This window comes from Nisaea acidiphila (assembly GCF_024662015.1).
GTDB lineage: Bacteria > Pseudomonadota > Alphaproteobacteria > Thalassobaculales > Thalassobaculaceae > Nisaea > Nisaea acidiphila.
In genome coordinates, this window is sequence record NZ_CP102480.1 from 3,973,197 (window position 1) to 3,992,320 (window position 19,124).

Sequence of the window (19,124 nt, forward strand, 5' to 3'; positions counted from 1 at the left end):
CCGTGGGGCGTGCCCTGCTCCGGTTGATCTGGGGGGCCGTCGTCCTGACGATCATTGCGGCGCTCGTCGTCGCATGGGGGTATGCCCGATTCACCGGCCCAGGCCCGCTCGCGGTGGCACGCAATGTCGTGATTCCGGCGGGGACCGGCCTCGAAGGGATCGCCGCCGTACTGCGCGGGGCCGGCGTCATCAGTGACGGCTATGTCTTCGTCATCGGCGCCCGCGCCTTCGACAGAGCGCGCTCCCTCAAGGCCGGCGAGTACCATGTTCCGGCCAAGGCCAGTCCGCGGGACGTCATGGAGATCCTGGCGTCCGGCAAGACGGTGGTACGCCGGTTGACGATCCCCGAAGGACTGACCGTGGCCGAGGTGATCGACCGTCTGGAGCTCGCCGAAGGACTGGTCGGCGAAGTGGAGCGGCCTGAAGAAGGCATGCTTCTTCCCGAGACCTATCATTTTTCCTACGGCGACCGGCGCGACGAGCTGATCGAGAGGATGCGGTCTTCCATGCAGGACGTGCTCGCGCGGCAATGGGAGGCGCGCGCTCCGGACCTGCCGCTCGCCTCACCGGAGGAGGCGCTGGTGCTGGCGTCCATCGTGGAGCGCGAAACCGGCATCGCGCGTGAGCGGGGACTGGTTGCCGGCGTCTTCGTCAACAGGCTCCGCCGCGGGATGCGCCTGCAGTCGGATCCGACAGTGGCCTACGGGATCGCGCCCGACGGGCTCGACCGTCCTTTGACCCGCGCGGACCTCAAGGCCGAGACGCCTTACAACACCTATGTCATCAAGGGGCTGCCGCCGACTCCGATCGCCAACCCGGGGATCGATGCGATCCGGGCGGTGATGAATCCGATCGAAACGGATTATCTCTATTTCGTCGCCGACGGTACCGGCGGACACGCCTTTGCCCGTACATTGCAGGAACACAACCGCAATGTCCGGAAATGGCGCAAGATCAGGGACGCGGACTGAGCCGCTTCCACACGGCGCACCGTTCTTTCGACTGAAAATGCGGCTGCCCGCCGGGCAAGGGACCCTGAATGCAGATCAAGTTCGTCTTCCACATCGTCGGCATCGTGGTCCTCGGATCGGCGCTTGCGGCTCTGCTGCCGATGCTGGTCGATCTGATGGCTGGCAATCCCGATTGGAAGGTCTTCGCGTCCTCCGCTGCTTTCATGGGCTTCGTTTCGATTTCCATGATCCTAGCGACCTGGAGCGAACGCTCGACCAGCATGTCCCTGCGCACGGCCTTCCTGTTGACCGGGATGAGCTGGATGGTACTGCCGCTCTTCACCGCGCTGCCTTTTCTCGGTCTCGGCCACGGCTATGCGGACGCCGTGTTCGAAGCTACCTCGGGACTGACGACGACCGGCTCGACGGTTTTTTCCGGGCTCGACGCGCTGCCGCCCGGAATGCTGCTCTGGCGCTCGTTGCTGCAGTGGATCGGCGGGATCGGCATTCTGGCGATGGCGGTGGTGCTGCTTCCCTTTATGCGGATCGGGGGCTCGCAGCTCTTTCGGAGCGAGAGTTCAGATACTTCGGAGAAGGTCGAGGCGCGCTGGTCCGTGCTGATGGTGGATATCCTGCTGATCTATCTCTGCCTGACCGCGCTTTGCACGATGGTCTTCTGGGGCCTCGGCATGAGCGGGTTCGATGCGGTCTGTCACGCCATGGCGACGATCTCTACCGGCGGCTTCTCAACACACGACGCCTCCTTCGGCTATTTCGAGGGAGCGGCAATGCAATGGGCGGGGACGCTCTTCATGCTTTCCGGCGCGGTGCCATTCTTCCTCTATATCAAGGCGGCGCGGGGAAACCGCCTGGCGATGTTCCGCGACAGCCAGGTGATCGGCCTGGTCGGTTTCCTCTGCATCGTGAGCCTGCTGGCGGGGATCTGGCTGCACCAGCGCAGCGAGGCGAACCTGTTCGAAGCGATCACGCTGACTTTCTTCAACGTGACATCGATCGTGACCACGACCGGGTTCGCCAGTACCGATTATACCCGGTGGGGTGCGGGCGCGATCGGTCTCTTCCTGGTTCTGACCTTTGTCGGCGGCTGCTCCGGTTCGACCTCCGGCGGCATCAAAATCTACCGCTTCCAGGTCCTCCTGCTGGTGATCAAGGCGCATGTCAAACGGCTGACCAGCCCGCACCGGATCGTTCCGACAACGTTCAACGGCCGTCCGCTGCCGGAGGATGCGGCCTTTGCTGTACTGGCATTCCTCGCGCTGTTTGTCGCCACGATCGCGGTCAGCACGGTGATGCTGACATTCCTCGGCCTCGATCTCGTGACGTCCTATTCCGCGAGTGTCACGGCAATCACCAATGTCGGCCCGGGTCTGGGGCCCGTGATCGGTCCGTCCGGCACGTTCGAGAGCCTGCCCGAGAGCGCGAAATTCCTGCTGTCCTTCGTGATGATCCTCGGCCGGCTTGAGATCTTCACGGTTCTCGTCGCCTTCGACCGGGATTTCTGGAAAGCCTGAGCCGCGTCATTTCCCAGAGCCGCCTTTTGTCGGCAGGCGCCCCATCAGCCCGTCGATCCAGGACGGCGGCAGCATCTGTAGCAGCAGAACGGTGGCGTAGACTGGCCAGGGAAAAGCGATGCGCGCCTTGTTGCGGGCGAGCCCCCTCCGGATGAGCTCCGCCGCCCGCTCCACCTCCATCAGGAACGGCATCGGAAAATCGTTTACCGCCGTCATTGGTGAACGGACATAACCCGGGCAGATCACGTTGACCGCGATGCCTTCCCGTGCCGCCATTGGACGCAAGCCTTCGCCGAAGACCCGCACTGCCGCCTTCGAACCGCAATATGCCGGCGCGCCGGGAAAGCCGCGAAACCCGGCGAGCGAGCTCATCACGGCAATCTGCCCGTTTCCGCGTTTCCGCATATGCTCCAGGGCCGGAAGAGCCGTGTTCATCACGCCGTCCACGTTGACGGCATAGAGACGCCGTACCTGCTCCGCGGGCTCGGGGCCGCCGTCGCCGGTACCGAGCGAGATCCCGGCATTGGCGATCACCAGGTCGAGGGGCGCCTCGACGTCGGCCTCCGCGATCCAGATATCCATGGCGGCTCGGTCGGTGACGTCGATCCGGCGCCTCCGGACAATGGCGCCTTTCGTTTCCGCGGCCGCCGCGGTCTCTTCCAGCCGGGCCTCGTCTCGCCCGCCCAGATGGAGCGTGATGCCGGGGGCGGCATATGCAATGGCAAGCGCCGCGCCGATACCGCTGGAAGCGCCGGTGATCAGGATCGATTCTGGCGCCCGCATTCGCGCCTCCGCGTCTTGTTGCCGTAACCGGGCACGGATATAGTGCGCCCGCGTTTCATATAGCAAAGATCTGGTGGTGCGGTGGCGATCAACAGCATGACGGGTTATGCCCGTGTCGAGGGAACCCATGAAGCTGGCGACGGCGCCGGAGACTGGCAATGGAGCTGGGAGGTCAAGTCGGTCAACGGCAAGGGCCTCGATATCCGCTTCCGTATGCCCGGCGGCTTCGATGCGCTGGAAATTCCGGCCCGCAAGCTGATCGGCTCCAAGCTCGGCCGGGGCTCGCTTTCCGTGACCCTTGCGGTTGCACGCCGGAGCGCGGTCAAGGCGCTCACCGTAAACCGGGAGCTGATCGAACAGATCCTCGAACTGCAAACCACGCTGGAAGCGGAAGGCAAGATCTATCCGTCGCCGCCGCGGCTGGACAGCCTGCTTTCCGTGCGTGGCATTCTCGAGACCGAGGACGATCCGGTCCAGGACACGGAACAGAAGGAAGCGCTGCTGGCGGCCCTGCTCGCCGGTCTGGGCGACGCGCTCGACGCGCTTGCCGGAATGCGCGCGGATGAGGGCGGGCGTCTGGCCGAGATGCTCTCGACCCATCTCGGTACGCTGGCCGGTCTGTCGGCCTCCGCGAAAGACACCGCCGACCTGCAGCCGGAGCAGCAGCGCGAGCGCATGAAGCAGCAGATCGCGGAGTTGCTGGAACAGTCGCCGCCGGTCTCCGAGGAGCGGCTCGGCCAGGAGCTGGCGCTGCTCGCCACCAAGGCGGATATCCGCGAGGAGGTGGACCGTCTGGATGCCCATGTCGCCGCATGTCGCGATCTGGTCGCGTCGGGCGGAGTTATCGGGCGTAAGCTCGACTTCATCTGCCAGGAGCTGAACCGGGAAAGCAACACGATCTGTTCCAAGGCGGCGTCTCTGGCGCTCACCAATATCGGCCTCGAACTGAAATCCACCGTCGAGCAATTCCGAGAGCAGGTTCAGAACGTCGAATGAGCGAGACCTTCGAAAGCGAGGCGGCGTTGCAGCGCCGTGGCCTGATGCTGGTGCTGTCCTCGCCGTCCGGTGCGGGCAAATCTTCGATATGCCGCGAACTGCTGAAGCTTGAGGACGAACTGGCCATGTCGGTCTCGGCGACCACCCGCCCGCGGCGACCCGGCGAGGTGGACGGGACCGACTACTATTTCATCGATCAGACCGAGTTCCAGCTCCGGATCAATCGGGGCGAGTTCCTCGAATATGCCAAGGTCCTCGGCAACAATTACTATTACGGCACGCCGCGCACCCGGGTCGAAGAGGTGCTGAGTGGCGGCGGGGACGTGCTGTTCGACATCGACTGGCAAGGCACGCAGCAGATCGCCGATGCGGCGCGGGACGATCTCGTCAGTGTCTTTATCCTGCCGCCCTCGATCCGTGAACTCGAACGGCGCCTGCTGAGCCGCGCGCAGGACAGCGCCGAGGTGGTCGCGCAGCGGATGTCCAAGGCGTCGGAAGAGATCAGCCACTACCGCGAGTACGACTACATCATCGTCAATCACGATCTCGAGGAGAGCGTGGCGAAGGTGCGCGCGATCCTGACGGCGGAACGCTTGAAGCGTGATCGCCAGCTAGGCCTGACAGATTTCGTCAAGCAACTCCGCGAGGGGCGCTAGAAGCCTACTCGGCTTCGATATAGTCGTTCCACGGCCGGGACGCGCGCGGCGGGTCGGCGATGACCGGCTGCTCGAAATCGAGCGTCAGGTTCGGATTGTAGAACGGATCGTTCTCGCAATCGGTCGCCCAGCGTTCCCGCATGCAGGTGGCTTCCGCGTTGAAGCGCTCGCGCTTCTCCGGCGCGTCGTCGTCGCCGCGGCTGATCGACTCATAGTGATAAAGCTCGGCATAGGGCGTCCAGACCACCCAGTAGCCCGCATGCCGGACCTTCAGGCAGAAATCGACATCGTTGAAGGCGACCGCGAGATTCTTCTCGTCCAGCCCACCGACCTCGTCGAAAACCTTCTTCGGTGCGAGCAGGCAGGCGGCGGTCACGGCGGAGAAATCCTGCACCAGCATCGCCCGGCCGAAATAGCCCCGTTTCTCGCGCGGCAGGCGCTTGTCGAAATGCCCGGCGACGCCGCCGAGCCCGACGATCACGCCGCCATGCTGCAGGGTGTCGTTCGAGTAGTAGAGCTTGGCTCCGACGATGCCGACGCCGGGCTGGATGACCTGGCGGACCATCTCGCTCAGCCAGTCGTCGTTGATCGGTTCGATGTCGTTGTTCACGAGGCCGATGATCTCGCCGGTCGCAAGCCGGGCGGCATCGTTGTTCAGGCGCGAGTAGTTGAACGGGCCGTCGTCGCGGTGCACGCGAATGCGCGGGTCGGATTTCAGGCTGTCCAGGTAGGCGAGGGTCTCTTCCTCGTCGCTGCCATTGTCGACGATGATGAGTTCCCAGTTCGGGTAGTCGTTCTTCTCGATGATCCCGTCGACGGCGCATTTCAGGATATCGGCCCGGTTTCGCGTCGGGATGATCAGGCTCACCTTCGGCAGCTCTTCCGGCAGCTCGTAGATCACCCGGAGGCTGTGCACGTCGCGGCCCGGCACCACCTCGCCCTTGGTCCCGGTGCGCTGGAGATGCTCGGTGACCGCCTTGATCGCCGCTCCGGCGGTGTAGTCCTTCTCGTCCTCCGCGCGCGCGGCGGAGCCTTCCATCGCACGCCAGTGATAGAGCACGTGCGGGATATGCCGGATCTTCTCCGGCGGCGATGTCTCGGTGATGCGGAGCGCCAGGTCGTAATCCTGGCTGCCCTCGAAGCCGAGACGGAAACCGCCGACCTCTTTCACCCGGCTGTGCCGGTAGACGCCGAGATGGTTGATGAAGTTCTGGCCGAGGAACATGTGCGGTGACCAGTCCGGCTTGAAATAGGGCGAGTAGTGCTCGCCGCTCTCGTCGACCTTGTCCTCGTCCGAATAGATCACGTCCGCGTCCGGATGCAGGGAGAGTTCCGCCGCGACCATGTAGAGCGCATGCTCCGTCAGTTCGTCGTCATGGTCGAGCAAGGCGATGAACTCGCCTCCCGCAAGCTCCAGAGCGCTGTTCGAGGCTGCAGAGATGTGGCCGTTCTTTTCCCGGAATGTCACCTTGATGCGGTCGTCCCCGTCCGCATATTTCGCGAGCAGGTCCTTGGTCGCCTGATTTGTCGACGCATCGTCCGCGATGCAGAGTTCCCAGTTCGGATAGAGCTGTGCCTTCACCGACTCGATCGCCCGCTCGAGGAATTCCGGCGGCGTGTTGTAGGTCGGCATCACGACGGAGATCAGCGGCTTCTCTTGCATCTCCGCGATATGCCGTTTCACCGCGGCGACATCGTCCTCGCTGAGGCGCGTATAGGTCTCGAACCAGTGGGCGTAGCTGCTCAGTGGATTGGCCGCCGTCGTGGCGATGCTGCGCTTGATCGCGGAAGTGTCGCGCAGACGGGCCGCTTCCCAGAGCTTCTCGATCAGGTGCCGGCGGGCATGGCGGTCGAGCAGGGCGAGCTTCAGGCGGTGCCCGACGACGGAGAGCGCGACCCAGGTCCGGCTGATCTCGCGGATGGTGATGTTCTTGACCCGGAACTCGCCGACGAAATGGATCGGGTCCATGCGCAGGGCGACGACGCGGTTCGGCAAGCGTACGACAGTGCGGCCGACGCCGCCGCGGGTTGGCGACAGGCGGAACCGGTTGGCGTCCTTGTAGCCCTTGCCGACATCGGCGAAGAGGAACGGCGCGGCGATCCGCGTCGCCTCGATCTCGTAGGTGACCTCGACCCAGCCCTCAGGCAGGAAGCGGTGCGGCGAACTCAGCAGGAGTTGCGGATTGGGCCGGGTCGAACGAAAGCGGTCGTCCCCGAGCGGTTCGGCATCGATCGCGTCCTGGATGTGCATCTGGTGTTTCATTAGCCGCGCTGTGCCGAGCGCGCGCAGGAACAGGCGATGCGCGAAGCGGAAGGGTTTGGTCAGGCGCCAGGACCAGGTGTCGGCGATGAAGCGGACCTCGCGGTGCAGGCGCGCATTTTCGATCCTGAGATCGTGCATCTCCTTTGTATGCACCGCGATCAGGTGATTCCGCTCCTGGGTCAATCCTTCGATGATGCCTTCGCGGTGCGCCAGCCGGTTGTCGCGCTCCTCGACCCGGCTCTGCTGCTCTGCCGCCCAGATTTCCTTGTGGTTCAGGCGCGTGTGCAGGTCGTGGATCTCGTCCCGCAGCTCCAGCTCGCGCTTCGTCGCCTCCCCGATCACCTCGTCGAAATGGAAGGAGGCGAGTTCGATCTCGCGGGCCACCATGTCGAAGACGGCATGCGCCGCATCGGATTCGCCATGCTCCTCGATGGAGCGGCAGGCGTCGTAGACCCGTCCGGCCCAAAGGGCGAGCTTCTCTTCGGCGAAGAGTTCGGCGCCGTGGAAGGCGAAGTGGCGCAGGCCCGGGCGGATGAAGCTCTCGATTTCCTTGCGGGCTTCCGCGTCGGAGGTGTCGAACGGGAGGCCGAGGGTGCGGGCGGCTTTCGAGATCGTGCCGTCCCAGTCCGCCATGAAGGCGTCATAGCTGATGAAGGAGCGTTTGGTGCCACGGGTCGCCTTCTCGCCTTCCAGCACATGGCGCAGCCAGAGCAGCAGGCCGCGTCCGTTGGAAAGCCCGTCTCGCTGATGCAGCGAGCGGACGACCTCGAGGGGATGGCGCTGCATGACGATGAAAACAGGGTCGGCCCCAAGTTCCTCCAGGGCCGGCTGCCAGAGGGGCAGGAGGCGGCAGATGCGCGGATCCTTCACGCCCCAGAGTGCCGAATTGCCGAAATCCTTGCGCAGGAAATCGACGATCTCGGTCTTTGCCTCTGACGCTTCCCCGGAAGCTTCCCAGCCGGGGGGCAGGGCGCGCGGGTCGTCCCAGTACATGCCGAGATTGACCAGGAGGTCGTCGTCGACCCGGACGGCCTCCTGATGCTCCCAGAACCCGGTCTCGTTGTTACCGGCGGCGGCCGGGACCAGATTGCCGCTCAGTTCGACCCCGAGAATGTTGCAGACACGGGTCAGTGCGGACGTGCCGCTGCGGTGCATGCCGAGAATGACGAGAGCGGTGTTTGCCGCTTTTTTCTTGGACGGGGTCTTGGGTGCCATGAACCAGGGACTCGCTGCAAAAATCTTCGTCGGCGTTCCGCCTGAACGGACGCTTGGATATCATAAAGCACGCGGTTGGGCGATATTGCCGAACCGACGGTTTATTGCTGCTCGTAGCCGAAGCGGTGGAGGGTGGCAGCGGCGATTTCCGTCAGGCGCCGTTTCTCTTCCTCCGGGAGGCCGCGCCAGCGCCCGACCGAATCCGGCATGCGGATCACGGCTTCGGCTGCCGTACCGACCCGCCCCGCGAGGATTGGATCGAAACCGGCCTCGGTAAGGACCGCGACAAGGGTCGTCTTCGGCGACTCGCAGAGATCCTCGAACCGGATCCGCATATAGCGCTTGCCGAGTTCGCGCTCGCCCCAGTCCGCGACCTGGGCGTTGGCCGCGGCCCAAAGCCGGATCGCATTTTCCGGGCTCTCGCCCGAATAGCTTTCCCCGAACAGGGCATCGTAATGTTTGTTCGGCTGATTCTGGTTGTCGCTCAGAGCCATGTCGCGGCCGTCCCGCACGAGGTGCAGGAAGCGCAAGCCAGGGCATTCCGCTGAGACGAAGGGGAGGACATACATGCTGCGGGGATTCTTCCATCCCCAGTGCGTCTGATTCTTCGACAATTCTTTCGTGTAATGCCGCAGGGCGTCCCGAAATGCGTCGGTCGCGCTGCTGCGAACCCCGTCGCTAAGGGTTTCTACCGCGTAATCCAGAGATCTCGTCTCGCGCAGCACCGGATTGATGCTGGCGTCGAGAAACGGTTCGAAATCCATTGCGTCGCCGGCATGGTTCAGGCGCGTGCCGACAAAGAAACCAGCCTCCTTCAATGCGCCGTGCAAGGCACGGGTTCCCGATCCGCCGGTCGCGCCGATCAGCAGCGGGCTGGAGGTGTCGACGCGGGGCAGCAATTTACCGATGATCCTGTTAAGCAAGCCGACTCCGGCACTATTGCGAGCATGAAATTCGGGAAAGCGCTTTGATATTCCAAGGCCAAGCGGTCCGCCAAGCTGTAATTTACGCCTTCACCTGCCGAAACCGATCCGATATAAGGCGTTAAAGCCAAACCGCATATAACGCTGTGGAATTTCGATCGATGGGCAAGTATCTCGACGACCTTTGGAATGATCTTGAACAGACTTGGGATCTCGCCATGCAGGTGAACGATCTCTCCGAGCAAGAGCGCTCCGACGTGTCGGCGGCCTGGGAAACGTATTTCAAGCCTGCGGAGCTGGTCGACGTCGCGCGTACCGAAGGCGAGGGCCAGACCCCGCCGACGAAGGTCTTCTGCACGAACATCTACGGCCTGCAGTACAATCCGGAAACCAAGTACTGGGTTCCGTTCCGCCATGGCGACATCGACCTCGCGAAATTCACCGAGGACTGAGCAGGCGGCCGTCCCGCCTTTTCGACGGAAAATCAATAGCCAAGACCAGCGACTTCATGTTTCGCATCGGCGAATCATGTATGGTATTGATTGTCTTTGAGGCAATTGCCGCGCGCCGGTTCGTCCGGTGGCGTTTCGATGATCGTACCGAGGTGACTTCATGGCAGGGGCGGATCAGCCCGTAACCGTCAACCGGTTGATGCGAGCCTGCTACACCGCGCTTTTCTCCGCCGGGGTGTTCAGCTTCGCCGTCAACCTGCTGATGCTGACGCTGCCGGTCTTCATGTTCCAGGTCTTCGACCGCGTGCTGGCCAGCCGCAGCGAGGTGACGCTCTTCCTGCTGCTCGGCATCGCCGGATTCGCCCTCACGATCCAGGCAACGCTCGACACCATCCGGGCCTATGCCTTCGTGCGGATCAGCGGCTGGATCGACCGGCGGATCGGCCCGATCCTGCTTTCCTCGATCATCACCGACGCGCTTGACCGGGGCAGCCAGCCGAACAGCAATCCGCTGCGCTCACTCAGCACCTTGCGCATGTTCCTGACCGGTCCGGGCATGCTGACCATGCTGGACCTGCCGTGGGTCCCGGTCTTTCTGACCCTAATTCTCTGGATCAATCCGGCGATGGGGCTCGCCGCCGCGATCGGCGCCATCGTCATGTTCGTGCTCGGCGTCATCAACGACCGCATGACCCGCCCGGCCCTGAACGCCGCCCAGGAGTTCTCTTCCAAAGCCTATTCGGCCGCAGAATCCGCCGTCCGGAACGCGGCCGTGGTCGAGAGCATGGGCATGCGCCGGAACATCATGGCGCGCTGGCATCGCGAGAACGAGAAGGTGCTCAGTCTGCAGGGGCGGGCGAGCGACCGGGCGGCGATCCTGAGTTCGGTGTCGAAATCCGCACGCATGTTACTGCAGATGGTGATCATGACGGTCGCGGTGCTGCAGATCATCAATCCGGAAGTCGACATGACGCCGGGCATGATGATCGCCTGCTCGCTGATCCTCGGCCGCGCGCTGCAGCCGGTCGAGATGGCGATCAGCCAGGCACGTCACCTCGTGGAGGCGCTCAGCGCCTACAAGACCATTGAGGCGGCTCTGGTGAATGCCCAATCCGGCATGCGCCGGATGGAGCTGCCGGCTCCGAAAGGGCATCTTGTTCTGGAGAATGTCGGCTACCAGCCGCGTGGGGCACCCCGGCCGATCCTGCAGCGCATCAGCCTCGAGGTGAAACCGGGCGAGGCTCTGGGCGTCGTCGGCCCGTCCGCCGCCGGCAAATCGACGCTCGCGCGTCTGCTGGTCGGAGTCGAGCGGCCCCATGTCGGGCATGTTCGTCTCGACGGCGCGGATATCTACAATTGGAGCACCGAGAGCCTCGGCAAGCATATCGGCTACATGCCTCAGGATATCGAGCTGTTCGGCGGCACGGTTGCCGAGAATATCGCGCGGCTGGACTCAAATCCCGATCCGGAACAGGTGATCGCGGCGGCGAAACTTGCCGGGCTGCACGATCTCATCCTGCAATTGCCGAACGGGTATGACACCGATATCGGTAACTCCGGTGCATTGCTGTCCGGCGGCCAGCGCCAGCGGGTCGCACTCGCACGCGCGCTTTACGGGGACCCCTCCATCGTCGTTCTGGACGAGCCGAACTCCAATCTAGACTCCAAGGGAGACGAGGCGCTGGTGAAGGCGCTGAACGAGCTCAAGGAACGTGGAGCCACGATCATCATGATCACCCACCGGGTGCAGGCGCTTGCCAACATGGACAAGCTGCTGGTGCTGCAGGAAGGCATGATCAACAAGTACGGCTCGCGCGACGAGGTGTTGGCCGGCGCCGGAATGGGGCCGACTGCGACTCCGCCGCCCCAGAGCGCTCCGCGGAAGCCGGAGGACGCCCGTCCGGATACGCCGGCAGAGACAGGCAGGCGGGAAGTTGAGCGCCGCCGCATGGCCGATTACCGGAGCGGGGCGGATGAAACTCCGATGCCCGGTCCGGTCGGCCCGGGGCCGGCACGCCGGGGCGTGCCGGGTCAGACTCTTCCTCCGCCGCCGAACATGCCGTCGGCGCGGCGTGCCAGATCCAGCGAGGGGGTGCCGCCGACTCTGCAGCCGGGCACCGGACACGGCGTGCGCCCGGAACTGGGGAAGGGATCCGCCCAGGCTATGGAGATCCTCGCCGGAAAACCCAGGGTGCCGTCCGTCGAAGACAGGTCGGGTCCGATGGTCCGGCCTCCGAAGCTGGTCGAGCCGGTCCGGCTTCAAGCTCCGCCCGGTATTCCGGTCCGTCCGGCGCCGCAGCCTGCCAATAGCTCGTCGCCGGAAACACCGACCCCATCTCCATCGCGTCCGGCGAACAAGTCCGTGCAGTCGGTTTCGCCGCCGCAACCGGCCAATGTTCGTCCTGCGGCAGCACTCAATATCGAGGATATCCAAGCGATCTCGGGGCGCCCGCGTGCCAAGCAATAGCACTTGCGCTCCTCGGCGAATGCCTGCCGGCCACAGGGAATGACGATGTCGAATGCGGCAAACGATCTGAACGATGCCTTCGCGCTTTCGGAAGCAGAGAATCCGAAAGCCTGGCGCCCGGTCGTTCTGACCGGATTCATCGTCATGATGCTGTTTTTCGGCGTGTTCGGAGTCTGGGCGTCGCTGGCACCGCTTGGCAGCGGCGCGATCGCGCAAGGACAGCTCCAGGTGTCGTCCAATCAGAAGACGGTGCAGCATCTCGAAGGCGGGATCATTGAAGCCATCAACGTGAAGGATGGGGATATCGTCCGCGAAGGGGACGTTCTCGTCCGGCTCGACGATACGCGCGCGCTCGTCGAGTTCGAGTTGTTGCGCAAACAGTTCCTGACCCATCTCGGGACCAAGGCGCGTCTTGAGGCGGAGCGGGACGATCTTGCTGAGATCAACATTCCGAAGGATTTGCTTTCCGCCGCGGCGGACGAGGATGTTCAGGAAGTCATTGCCGGCCAGCAGCGTCTTTTTACCAACAGGATCAGTGCGCGGGACAGCCAGTTCGGACTGTTGCGTCGCCGTATCCAGAAAACCCGCGAGGAGATCACTGCGCTCGGAGCGCAACAGCGTGCGGACGCGCGGCAATACGAACTGATCCAGGAAGAGATTGAGGATGTCCGGGGGCTCTATGAGAAGGGGCTGGCCCGCAAGCCGCAACTCCTCGCTCTGGAGCGTACCGCGGTCCAGCTCGAAGGCAGCATCGGCAATCGGAAGGCGCTGATCGCGCGTGCTGAGCAGACCATCGCCGAGACCGAGTTCCAGTTGCTGAATACCCAGGAGCGCTTCAAGACCGAAGTCGAAACCAGCTTGCGCGAAGTGCAGGATCAGCTGATCGATGTCAGGGACCGGCTGAAGGCCGCGCGCGACGCGCTGGACCGGACCCGCATCCGTTCCCCCCAGGACGGCCAGGTCTATGGTCTGCGCTTCTTCACGGTCGGAGGTGTGATAGGCCCCGGCGAGCCGATTATGGGGATCGTTCCGCTCGGCGATACGCTGGTGGTCAAGGCGCGGATCGATCCGGCAGATATAGACGTCGTCGAGGTCGGTGCTATCGCGAGTGTGCGGCTGACTTCCTTCAGCCAGCGGACCACACAGCCGATCGACGGCAAACTGCTCTCGATCTCGGCGGACATCGTCGAACCGGAGCGCGGCGCGCCCTTTTACGAAGCCCGGGTGGAGCTCGATCGGGAGAGCCTTGCCAAGCAGCCGGAACTGGAGCTCGTGCAGGGCATGCCGGCGACTGTCATTATCTCGACAGGGGATCAGACTCTGCTCGAATACCTGCTCGCACCGCTGGTGCGCAGCTTCGAGCTCGGATTGAGGGAAAATTGACGCCATGAATGACACGGCCTCGCCGAAGACTTTCCTTCCCTATGGGCGCCAGCAGATCGATGCCGAGGACGAGCAGGCCGTGCTGGACGTCCTGCGAGGTGACTGGCTGACGACGGGGCCAGCCGTAGACGCTTACGAGGAAGCATTCGCGGACAGGGTCGGCGCGCAGCACGCGGTGGCCTGCTCCAGCGGAACGGCGGGTCTGCATATGGCTGCGATTGCCATCGGGCTCGATTTCGGCGATGTGGTTGTCGTCCCGAGCGTGACGTTCCTCGCCACCGCAAACGCGGTCCGGTACGTGAACGCCGATGTGCTCTTTGCCGATGTGGACCCCGAAACAGGGCTGGTCGGCGCGGAGCAGATTGCGCGCGCGATCGCCGGGCTGAGTGAAGGAACGGTGAAAGCGATTTTCCCAGTGCACCTGACCGGCCACACAGTCGATATCGCGTCGCTGCGGTCGGCTTTCCCGCATCTCGCCATGGTCGAAGACGCGTGCCACGCTCTCGGCGGCGAGTACGATGCGGGGAAGGGCATGGTGCCGGTCGGGTCCTGCCCGCTTGGCGGTATCACCATGTTCTCGACCCATCCCGTGAAGACCATTGCAACCGGCGAGGGCGGTGTACTAACGACGAACAGTCAGGTTCTCGCTAACCGTCTCCGCTGGGCCCGCAATCATGGCATGGTGCGCGAACCGGAGCGGTTCCAGAACCGTGTGATGGGATTCGAGAACGGGGAGGCCGCACCTTGGTATTACGAGATGCACCTGCCCGGATACAATTACCGGCTCTCCGATGTGAATGCCGCGCTCGGCCTCAGCCAACTGCGCAAGCTCGACCGTTTCGTCGCACGGCGTCGTGCTTTGCGCCAACGCTATGCGGAACGGATCGACGCACTCGGCCCGCATGTCGCCATGCAAAAGGTCGCGCAGGGCTGTAACCCGGCCTGGCATCTTGCTGTCGCGCTGATCGACTTTGCGGCGCTTGGCACGACGCGTACGGCAGTTATGAACGCCTTGCGCGATCGGGGAATTGGTACCCAAGTGCATTATATTCCAGTCCACCGCCAGCCATATTACGCCAAGCGTTACGGTCCCCTGAATTTGCCGGGCGCCGACGCTTATTACGCCCGTTGTCTCAGCCTGCCGCTGTTTCCGGCCATGGAAGAGAGCGATGTGGATAGAGTGGTCGACGAGCTGGCGGACGTGCTGAAGTTGTGAAGTCTGTTTCACCGTCCCGGAATAAGGGGCAAAATAAAGCGATTCGAATATCTTAGGGGGAGGCCCCGGTCCGCATGAATTATACGGCGTTCAATTTCGACAAGAACCGGATAGATCTCGACGACAAGACGGTCCTGGTAACCGGCGGGACGGGGTCCTTCGGCAAGGAGTTCATTCGCGCGGCTCTGGCGAACAACGAGATGCGGCGCTGCATCGTCTTTTCACGGGACGAGCAGAAGCACTATGACATGAGCCAGGAGTTCCCTCCCAAACCGGGCGAACCGATCCGCTATTTCATCGGCGACGTGCGGGATGTGGATCGACTCGAGCTGGCGATGCGCGGTGTGGATTACGTCGTGCACGCGGCCGCTATGAAGCACGTCCCGGCGGCCGAATACAATCCGTTCGAATGCGTGCAGACCAATATCCACGGCGCCGAGAACATCGTGAAAGCCGCGTTGCGGACCGGGGTGAAGAAGGTCCTCGCGCTCTCGACCGACAAGGCGGCAAATCCGATCAATCTCTATGGCGCGACCAAGCTTGCCTCGGACAAGATCTTCGTTGCCGCGAACAATATCGCAGGCCAGGACGGCTGCCGGTTCGCAGTCGTGCGCTACGGGAACGTGATCGGCTCGCGCGGCAGCGTGATTCCGTTTTTCCGCAAACTGATCAGCGAAGGCGCGAGCGATCTTCCGATCACCGACGAGCGCATGACCCGGTTCTGGATCACGCTACGCCAGGGCGTGAATTTCGTACTGTCCAGTATGGAAATGATGAAGGGGCGCGAGATCTTTGTCCCGAAAATCCCGAGTATGAAGATCGTCGACGTGGCGAAGACCATGGCGCCGGAGTTGCCGATGCGGAATGTCGGCATCCGTCCGGGCGAGAAGCTGCACGAGGTGATGATCTCGGAAGACGATTCACGCACTACGGTGGAACTGGAAGACCGCTACGTCATTCTGCCGGCGAACAGCGATAGGGTGATGACGGAGTATCTCGAAGCCGGGGCGAAGCCGGTTGTGACCGATTTCCGCTATGCGAGCGACACCAACACGGCCTGGCTGAGCGGCGAGGATCTGACCGCGATGATGGAGACCCTCTGACCGCTCAGCTGTTTGCTCCGCGATGCTATTTCGTGACCAGTTCCGGACCCATCACCGCGTTCGGCAGCACGGTCGAGATCCACGGCACGTAGGTGATCACGATCAGGAAGGCGAAGAGTACCGCCAGGAACGGCAGCGCCGCTTTCACCACCGACATCATCGGCATGCCCGCGACGCCCGAGGTCACGAACAGGTTAAGGCCGACAGGGGGCGTGATCATGCCGATCTCCATGTTCACCACCATGATGATGCCGAGATGGATCGGGTCGATCCCGAGTTCGATGGCGATCGGGAAGACCAGCGGTGCGACGATCACAAGCAGGCCCGACGGTTCCATGAACTGGCCGCCGATCAGCAGGATCACGTTGACCGCGACCAGAAACATCACCGGGCCGAAGCCGTAGGCGAGCATCGCCTCGGTAATTTGCTGCGGGATCTGCTCATCGGTCAGGACGTGTTTCAGGATCAGCGCGTTCGCGATCACGAAAAGCAATGTCACCGTCAGCTTGCCCGCCTCGAACAGGGTCTTGCGGGTATCCGGGTGGTAGAACGCGGTTAGCAACGCGCTCGGACGGCGGTAGAGCGGCGTGTTGGCATCCTCTCCTTCGGTCGCGAGCGGGCCCATGTCACGATAGACGAAGGTCGCGATGATCCAGGCATAGACCGCCGCCACCGCGGCGGCCTCCGTCGGCGTGAAGATGCCGCCATAGATCCCGCCCATGATGATCACGATCAGCAGCAGGCCCCATGAGGCGTCCTTCGCACTCTCGTAGATCTCGCGCCAGCCGGCCCATTCTCCCTTCGGCAGGTTCTTCCACTTGGCCATGACATAGATCGCGACCATCAGCGAGAGGCCCGCCAGCAGGCCCGGCAGGACGCCGGCAAGGAACATGCGGCCGACCGAGACCTCGACCGCGGCGGCATAGACCACCATGACGATGGATGGCGGGATGAGGATGCCGAGCGTGCCGGCATTGCAGATCACGCCGGCAGCGAACTCCTTGGTGTAGCCGACCTGGCGCATGCCCGCGATCACGATGGTGCCGATGGCGACCACGGTGGCCGGCGAAGAGCCGGATAGCGCCGCGAACATCATGCAGGCGAAGACGCCGGCGATGGCGAGGCCGCCGGGGAAATGCCCGACGCAGGCAATCGAGAATCGGATGATCCTCCGCGCCACCCCGCCGGTCGACATGAAGGAGGAGGCGAGGATGAAGAACGGGATTGCGAGCAGCGTGAAATGACCCTCGAAAGCGCTGAACAGGGTCTGGGCGATGGAGGCCAGCGAGGAGTCGGAGAAGGCCAGCAGGAAGAGGATCGACGACAGGCCGAGCGCCACCGCGATCGGAACGCCGATCAGCAGCAGGACGATGATGGCAAGGAATAGGAGGGCGACGTCCATCGCTCAGCAATCCTTCAGTTTTTCGGCGGCCTCGTCGACCGCGTCCTCGGCCTCGTGACTGGCGATCAGGCCGTCCATGCGGCCGCGCCAGATGGCGATGCCGGCCATGACGAAACGGATCAGCAGCAGTCCGGTCGCGAGGGGGAGAATGAAATAGGGAACGAGGCGCGGGATTTTCTCGTAGCGCTCGCCGTAATTGAACACGTCCTGCAGCCAGTCGAGAGGCCGGATGCCGAAGATCTCGGGCATCGGCGTGTCCTCGGTCTCGTACCAGCCCTTTTCGCGGAACTTCTCTTCGAAGCCGAGCGGGAACCAGCGTCCTTCGGTGGCCGGAAGGTTCGCGAAATTGGCCCAGTAGTCCCAGGAGCCCTTGAAGAGCAGGAAGGCGTAGAGAATACAGACGGCGGTCGCGACCAGGGCGACGATCCGGCGCGGCCCCGGGGCGAAGCCGTTGGTCAGCACGTCGACGCCGAGATGGGAGCGGGTCTTCACGGCATAGGCGGCACCGAGCAGGACGAGCCAGCCGAACAGGAAGACCGTGACCTCAAGCGCCCAGAGAATGCCGCTGTCGAAGACGTAGCGGGCGATCACGTTGGCGAAAGTGATGACCGTCATCATGCCGAGGATCGACGCGGTCGCCATTTCCTCGACCCGGTCCGAAAGAGGTTTGTTCATCATCGGGACAGCTCCAAAAAATGCGCGGTGCGGGGGTCCGCACCGCGCGACAAGGCTATTTGGCCTTGTTTAGGGAACCGGTGTCTTAGTTGGTCAGGCTGTTCGCGGCCTGCGCGGCGGCGATGTTGTCGGCGCCGACGTCCTTTTCGAACTTGGCCCAGACAGGCTTCATGACTTCAACCCAGGCGGCGCGCTGCTCCGGCGTCAGGGAGCGGACGGTGCCGCCGGCCTTGATCACGGACTGCTTGGCCGCTTCGTTGACGGCGGTGGATTCCTGGTTCCGGGTCGCGGTCACCTCGGCGACGATCTGCAGGAACTGCTCACGCACGTCCGGCTTCAGGCTGTCGAGCCAGTCGACGGAAGTGACCAGCAGATAGTCGATGATGCCGTGATTGGTTTCGGTGATGCCGTCCTGCACCTCGAAGAACTTCTTGCCGAAGATGTTGGACCAGGTGTTTTCCTGACCGTCGACGACGCCCTGCTGGAGTGCGCCATAGACTTCGGAGAAGGCCATCTTCTGCGGGGTGCCGCCGATCGCTTCCATCTGGGCGACCAGCACGTCGGAGGACTGCACGCGGAACTTCAGGCCCTTGGCGTCGGTCGGCTGCAGCAGCGGCTTACTGGCGGACATCTGCTTCATGCCGTTGTGCCAGTAGGCGAGGCCCTGCAGACCGCGGCGCTGCATGCTGTCGAGCATCTTCTGGCCGGCTTCGGAAGCCTGGTAGGCCTCGACCGCCTTGATGTCGTTGAACATGAACGGCAGGTCGAAGATCCGGAACTGCTTGGTGAACTTCTCGAACTTCGAGAGCGACGGGGCGGCGAGCTGAACGTCGCCCTGAAGCATCGCTTCAAGGACCTTGTTGTCGTTGTAGAGCGTGGAGTTCGGGAAGACCTCCATGCAGGCCTTGCCGTTCATCTCCTTGTTCACCCGCTCGGCGAGCAGGGACGCGGCGATCCCTTTCGGGTGCTTGTCGGTGTTGGTGACGTGGCTGAATTTGATGACCACTTCGCCGTCATCGCAGGCCGCGTGGGCGACGGCGGGCGCAATAAGGGCTGCGGCCGCCAGAGCGGCGGCGACGAACTTTTTCATAATGTCCTCCCAAGAGAC

At 63.3% G+C, this 19,124-nt stretch carries 15 protein-coding genes; 9 read left to right on the forward strand and 6 right to left on the reverse strand.

Annotated elements, in window-relative coordinates; all coding sequences use genetic code 11:
- The first annotated feature begins 2 nt into the window (after positions 1-2).
- Both mltG and NUH88_RS18550 read left to right on the forward strand, forming a co-directional pair.
- Positions 3-971, forward strand: a complete 969-nt coding sequence (mltG, locus tag NUH88_RS18545) for an endolytic transglycosylase MltG (protein ID WP_257768002.1) — start codon at positions 3-5, stop codon at positions 969-971.
- A gap of 68 nt (positions 972-1,039) precedes the next feature.
- A complete protein-coding gene (locus NUH88_RS18550) occupies positions 1,040-2,482 on the forward strand; it encodes a TrkH family potassium uptake protein (RefSeq protein WP_257768004.1) in 1,443 nt (480 codons plus the stop codon).
- Between the two features lie 6 nt (positions 2,483-2,488).
- Here the strand turns inward: NUH88_RS18550 and NUH88_RS18555 are convergent, their stop codons facing one another.
- Complete coding sequence (locus NUH88_RS18555) at positions 2,489-3,265, reverse strand: SDR family NAD(P)-dependent oxidoreductase (RefSeq protein ID WP_257768006.1); 777 nt, start codon at positions 3,263-3,265, stop codon at positions 2,489-2,491.
- 81 nt (positions 3,266-3,346) lie between these two features.
- Between NUH88_RS18555 and NUH88_RS18560 the strand changes: the two genes are divergently transcribed.
- Positions 3,347-4,261: a YicC/YloC family endoribonuclease gene (locus tag NUH88_RS18560; protein ID WP_257768008.1), complete on the forward strand. Its 915-nt coding sequence runs from the start codon at positions 3,347-3,349 to the stop codon at positions 4,259-4,261.
- Positions 4,258-4,917, forward strand: a complete 660-nt coding sequence (gene gmk / locus NUH88_RS18565; RefSeq protein WP_257768010.1) for a guanylate kinase — start codon at positions 4,258-4,260, stop codon at positions 4,915-4,917. The genes NUH88_RS18560 and gmk overlap by 4 nt, the downstream gene beginning before the upstream one ends.
- A 4-nt stretch (positions 4,918-4,921) precedes the next feature.
- Here the strand turns inward: gmk and NUH88_RS18570 are convergent, their stop codons facing one another.
- Positions 4,922-8,395, reverse strand: a complete 3,474-nt coding sequence (locus NUH88_RS18570) for a glycosyltransferase (RefSeq protein ID WP_257768012.1) — start codon at positions 8,393-8,395, stop codon at positions 4,922-4,924.
- 101 nt (positions 8,396-8,496) lie between these two features.
- The gene (locus tag NUH88_RS18575; protein WP_257768014.1) at positions 8,497-9,318 is read right to left on the reverse strand and encodes a sulfotransferase; all 822 of its coding nucleotides are present in this window, start codon (positions 9,316-9,318) and stop codon (positions 8,497-8,499) included.
- A 161-nt stretch (positions 9,319-9,479) separates the two neighbouring features.
- Here NUH88_RS18575 and NUH88_RS18580 point away from each other — a divergent pair, with 161 nt between their 5' ends.
- From NUH88_RS18580 to pseB, 5 genes are all read left to right on the forward strand, one after another.
- Positions 9,480-9,770, forward strand: coding sequence for a hypothetical protein (locus tag NUH88_RS18580; RefSeq protein ID WP_257768016.1), 291 nt, complete (start codon positions 9,480-9,482; stop codon positions 9,768-9,770).
- 160 nt (positions 9,771-9,930) lie between these two features.
- A complete protein-coding gene (locus tag NUH88_RS18585) occupies positions 9,931-12,237 on the forward strand; it encodes a type I secretion system permease/ATPase (protein ID WP_257768018.1) in 2,307 nt (768 codons plus the stop codon).
- A gap of 45 nt (positions 12,238-12,282) precedes the next feature.
- A complete protein-coding gene (locus NUH88_RS18590) occupies positions 12,283-13,620 on the forward strand; it encodes an HlyD family type I secretion periplasmic adaptor subunit (RefSeq protein WP_257768020.1) in 1,338 nt (445 codons plus the stop codon).
- 4 nt (positions 13,621-13,624) lie between these two features.
- Positions 13,625-14,836 carry a UDP-4-amino-4,6-dideoxy-N-acetyl-beta-L-altrosamine transaminase gene (gene pseC, locus NUH88_RS18595; RefSeq protein ID WP_257768022.1) on the forward strand — a complete coding sequence of 404 codons (1,212 nt, stop codon included), beginning with the start codon at positions 13,625-13,627 and terminating at the stop codon, positions 14,834-14,836.
- A 74-nt stretch (positions 14,837-14,910) separates the two neighbouring features.
- The gene (pseB, locus tag NUH88_RS18600) at positions 14,911-15,939 is read left to right on the forward strand and encodes a UDP-N-acetylglucosamine 4,6-dehydratase (inverting) (RefSeq protein WP_257768024.1); all 1,029 of its coding nucleotides are present in this window, start codon (positions 14,911-14,913) and stop codon (positions 15,937-15,939) included.
- Between the two features lie 25 nt (positions 15,940-15,964).
- On the opposite strand, the gene NUH88_RS18605 is transcribed toward pseB, so the two are convergent.
- The 3 genes from NUH88_RS18605 to NUH88_RS18615 all read right to left on the reverse strand — a co-directional run bounded on the left by NUH88_RS18605 (position 15,965) and on the right by NUH88_RS18615 (position 19,106).
- Positions 15,965-17,341 carry a TRAP transporter large permease gene (locus tag NUH88_RS18605; RefSeq protein WP_257768026.1) on the reverse strand — a complete coding sequence of 459 codons (1,377 nt, stop codon included), beginning with the start codon at positions 17,339-17,341 and terminating at the stop codon, positions 15,965-15,967.
- A gap of 3 nt (positions 17,342-17,344) precedes the next feature.
- On the reverse strand, positions 17,345-18,019 hold the full coding sequence (locus NUH88_RS18610) for a TRAP transporter small permease (RefSeq protein WP_257768028.1): 675 nt from the start codon (positions 18,017-18,019) through the stop codon (positions 17,345-17,347).
- Positions 18,020-18,101: 82 nt separating this feature from the next.
- Entirely contained in the window at positions 18,102-19,106 is a 1,005-nt protein-coding gene (locus NUH88_RS18615; RefSeq protein ID WP_257768030.1) for a DctP family TRAP transporter solute-binding subunit, read from the reverse strand.
- Positions 19,107-19,124 lie beyond the last annotated feature (18 nt).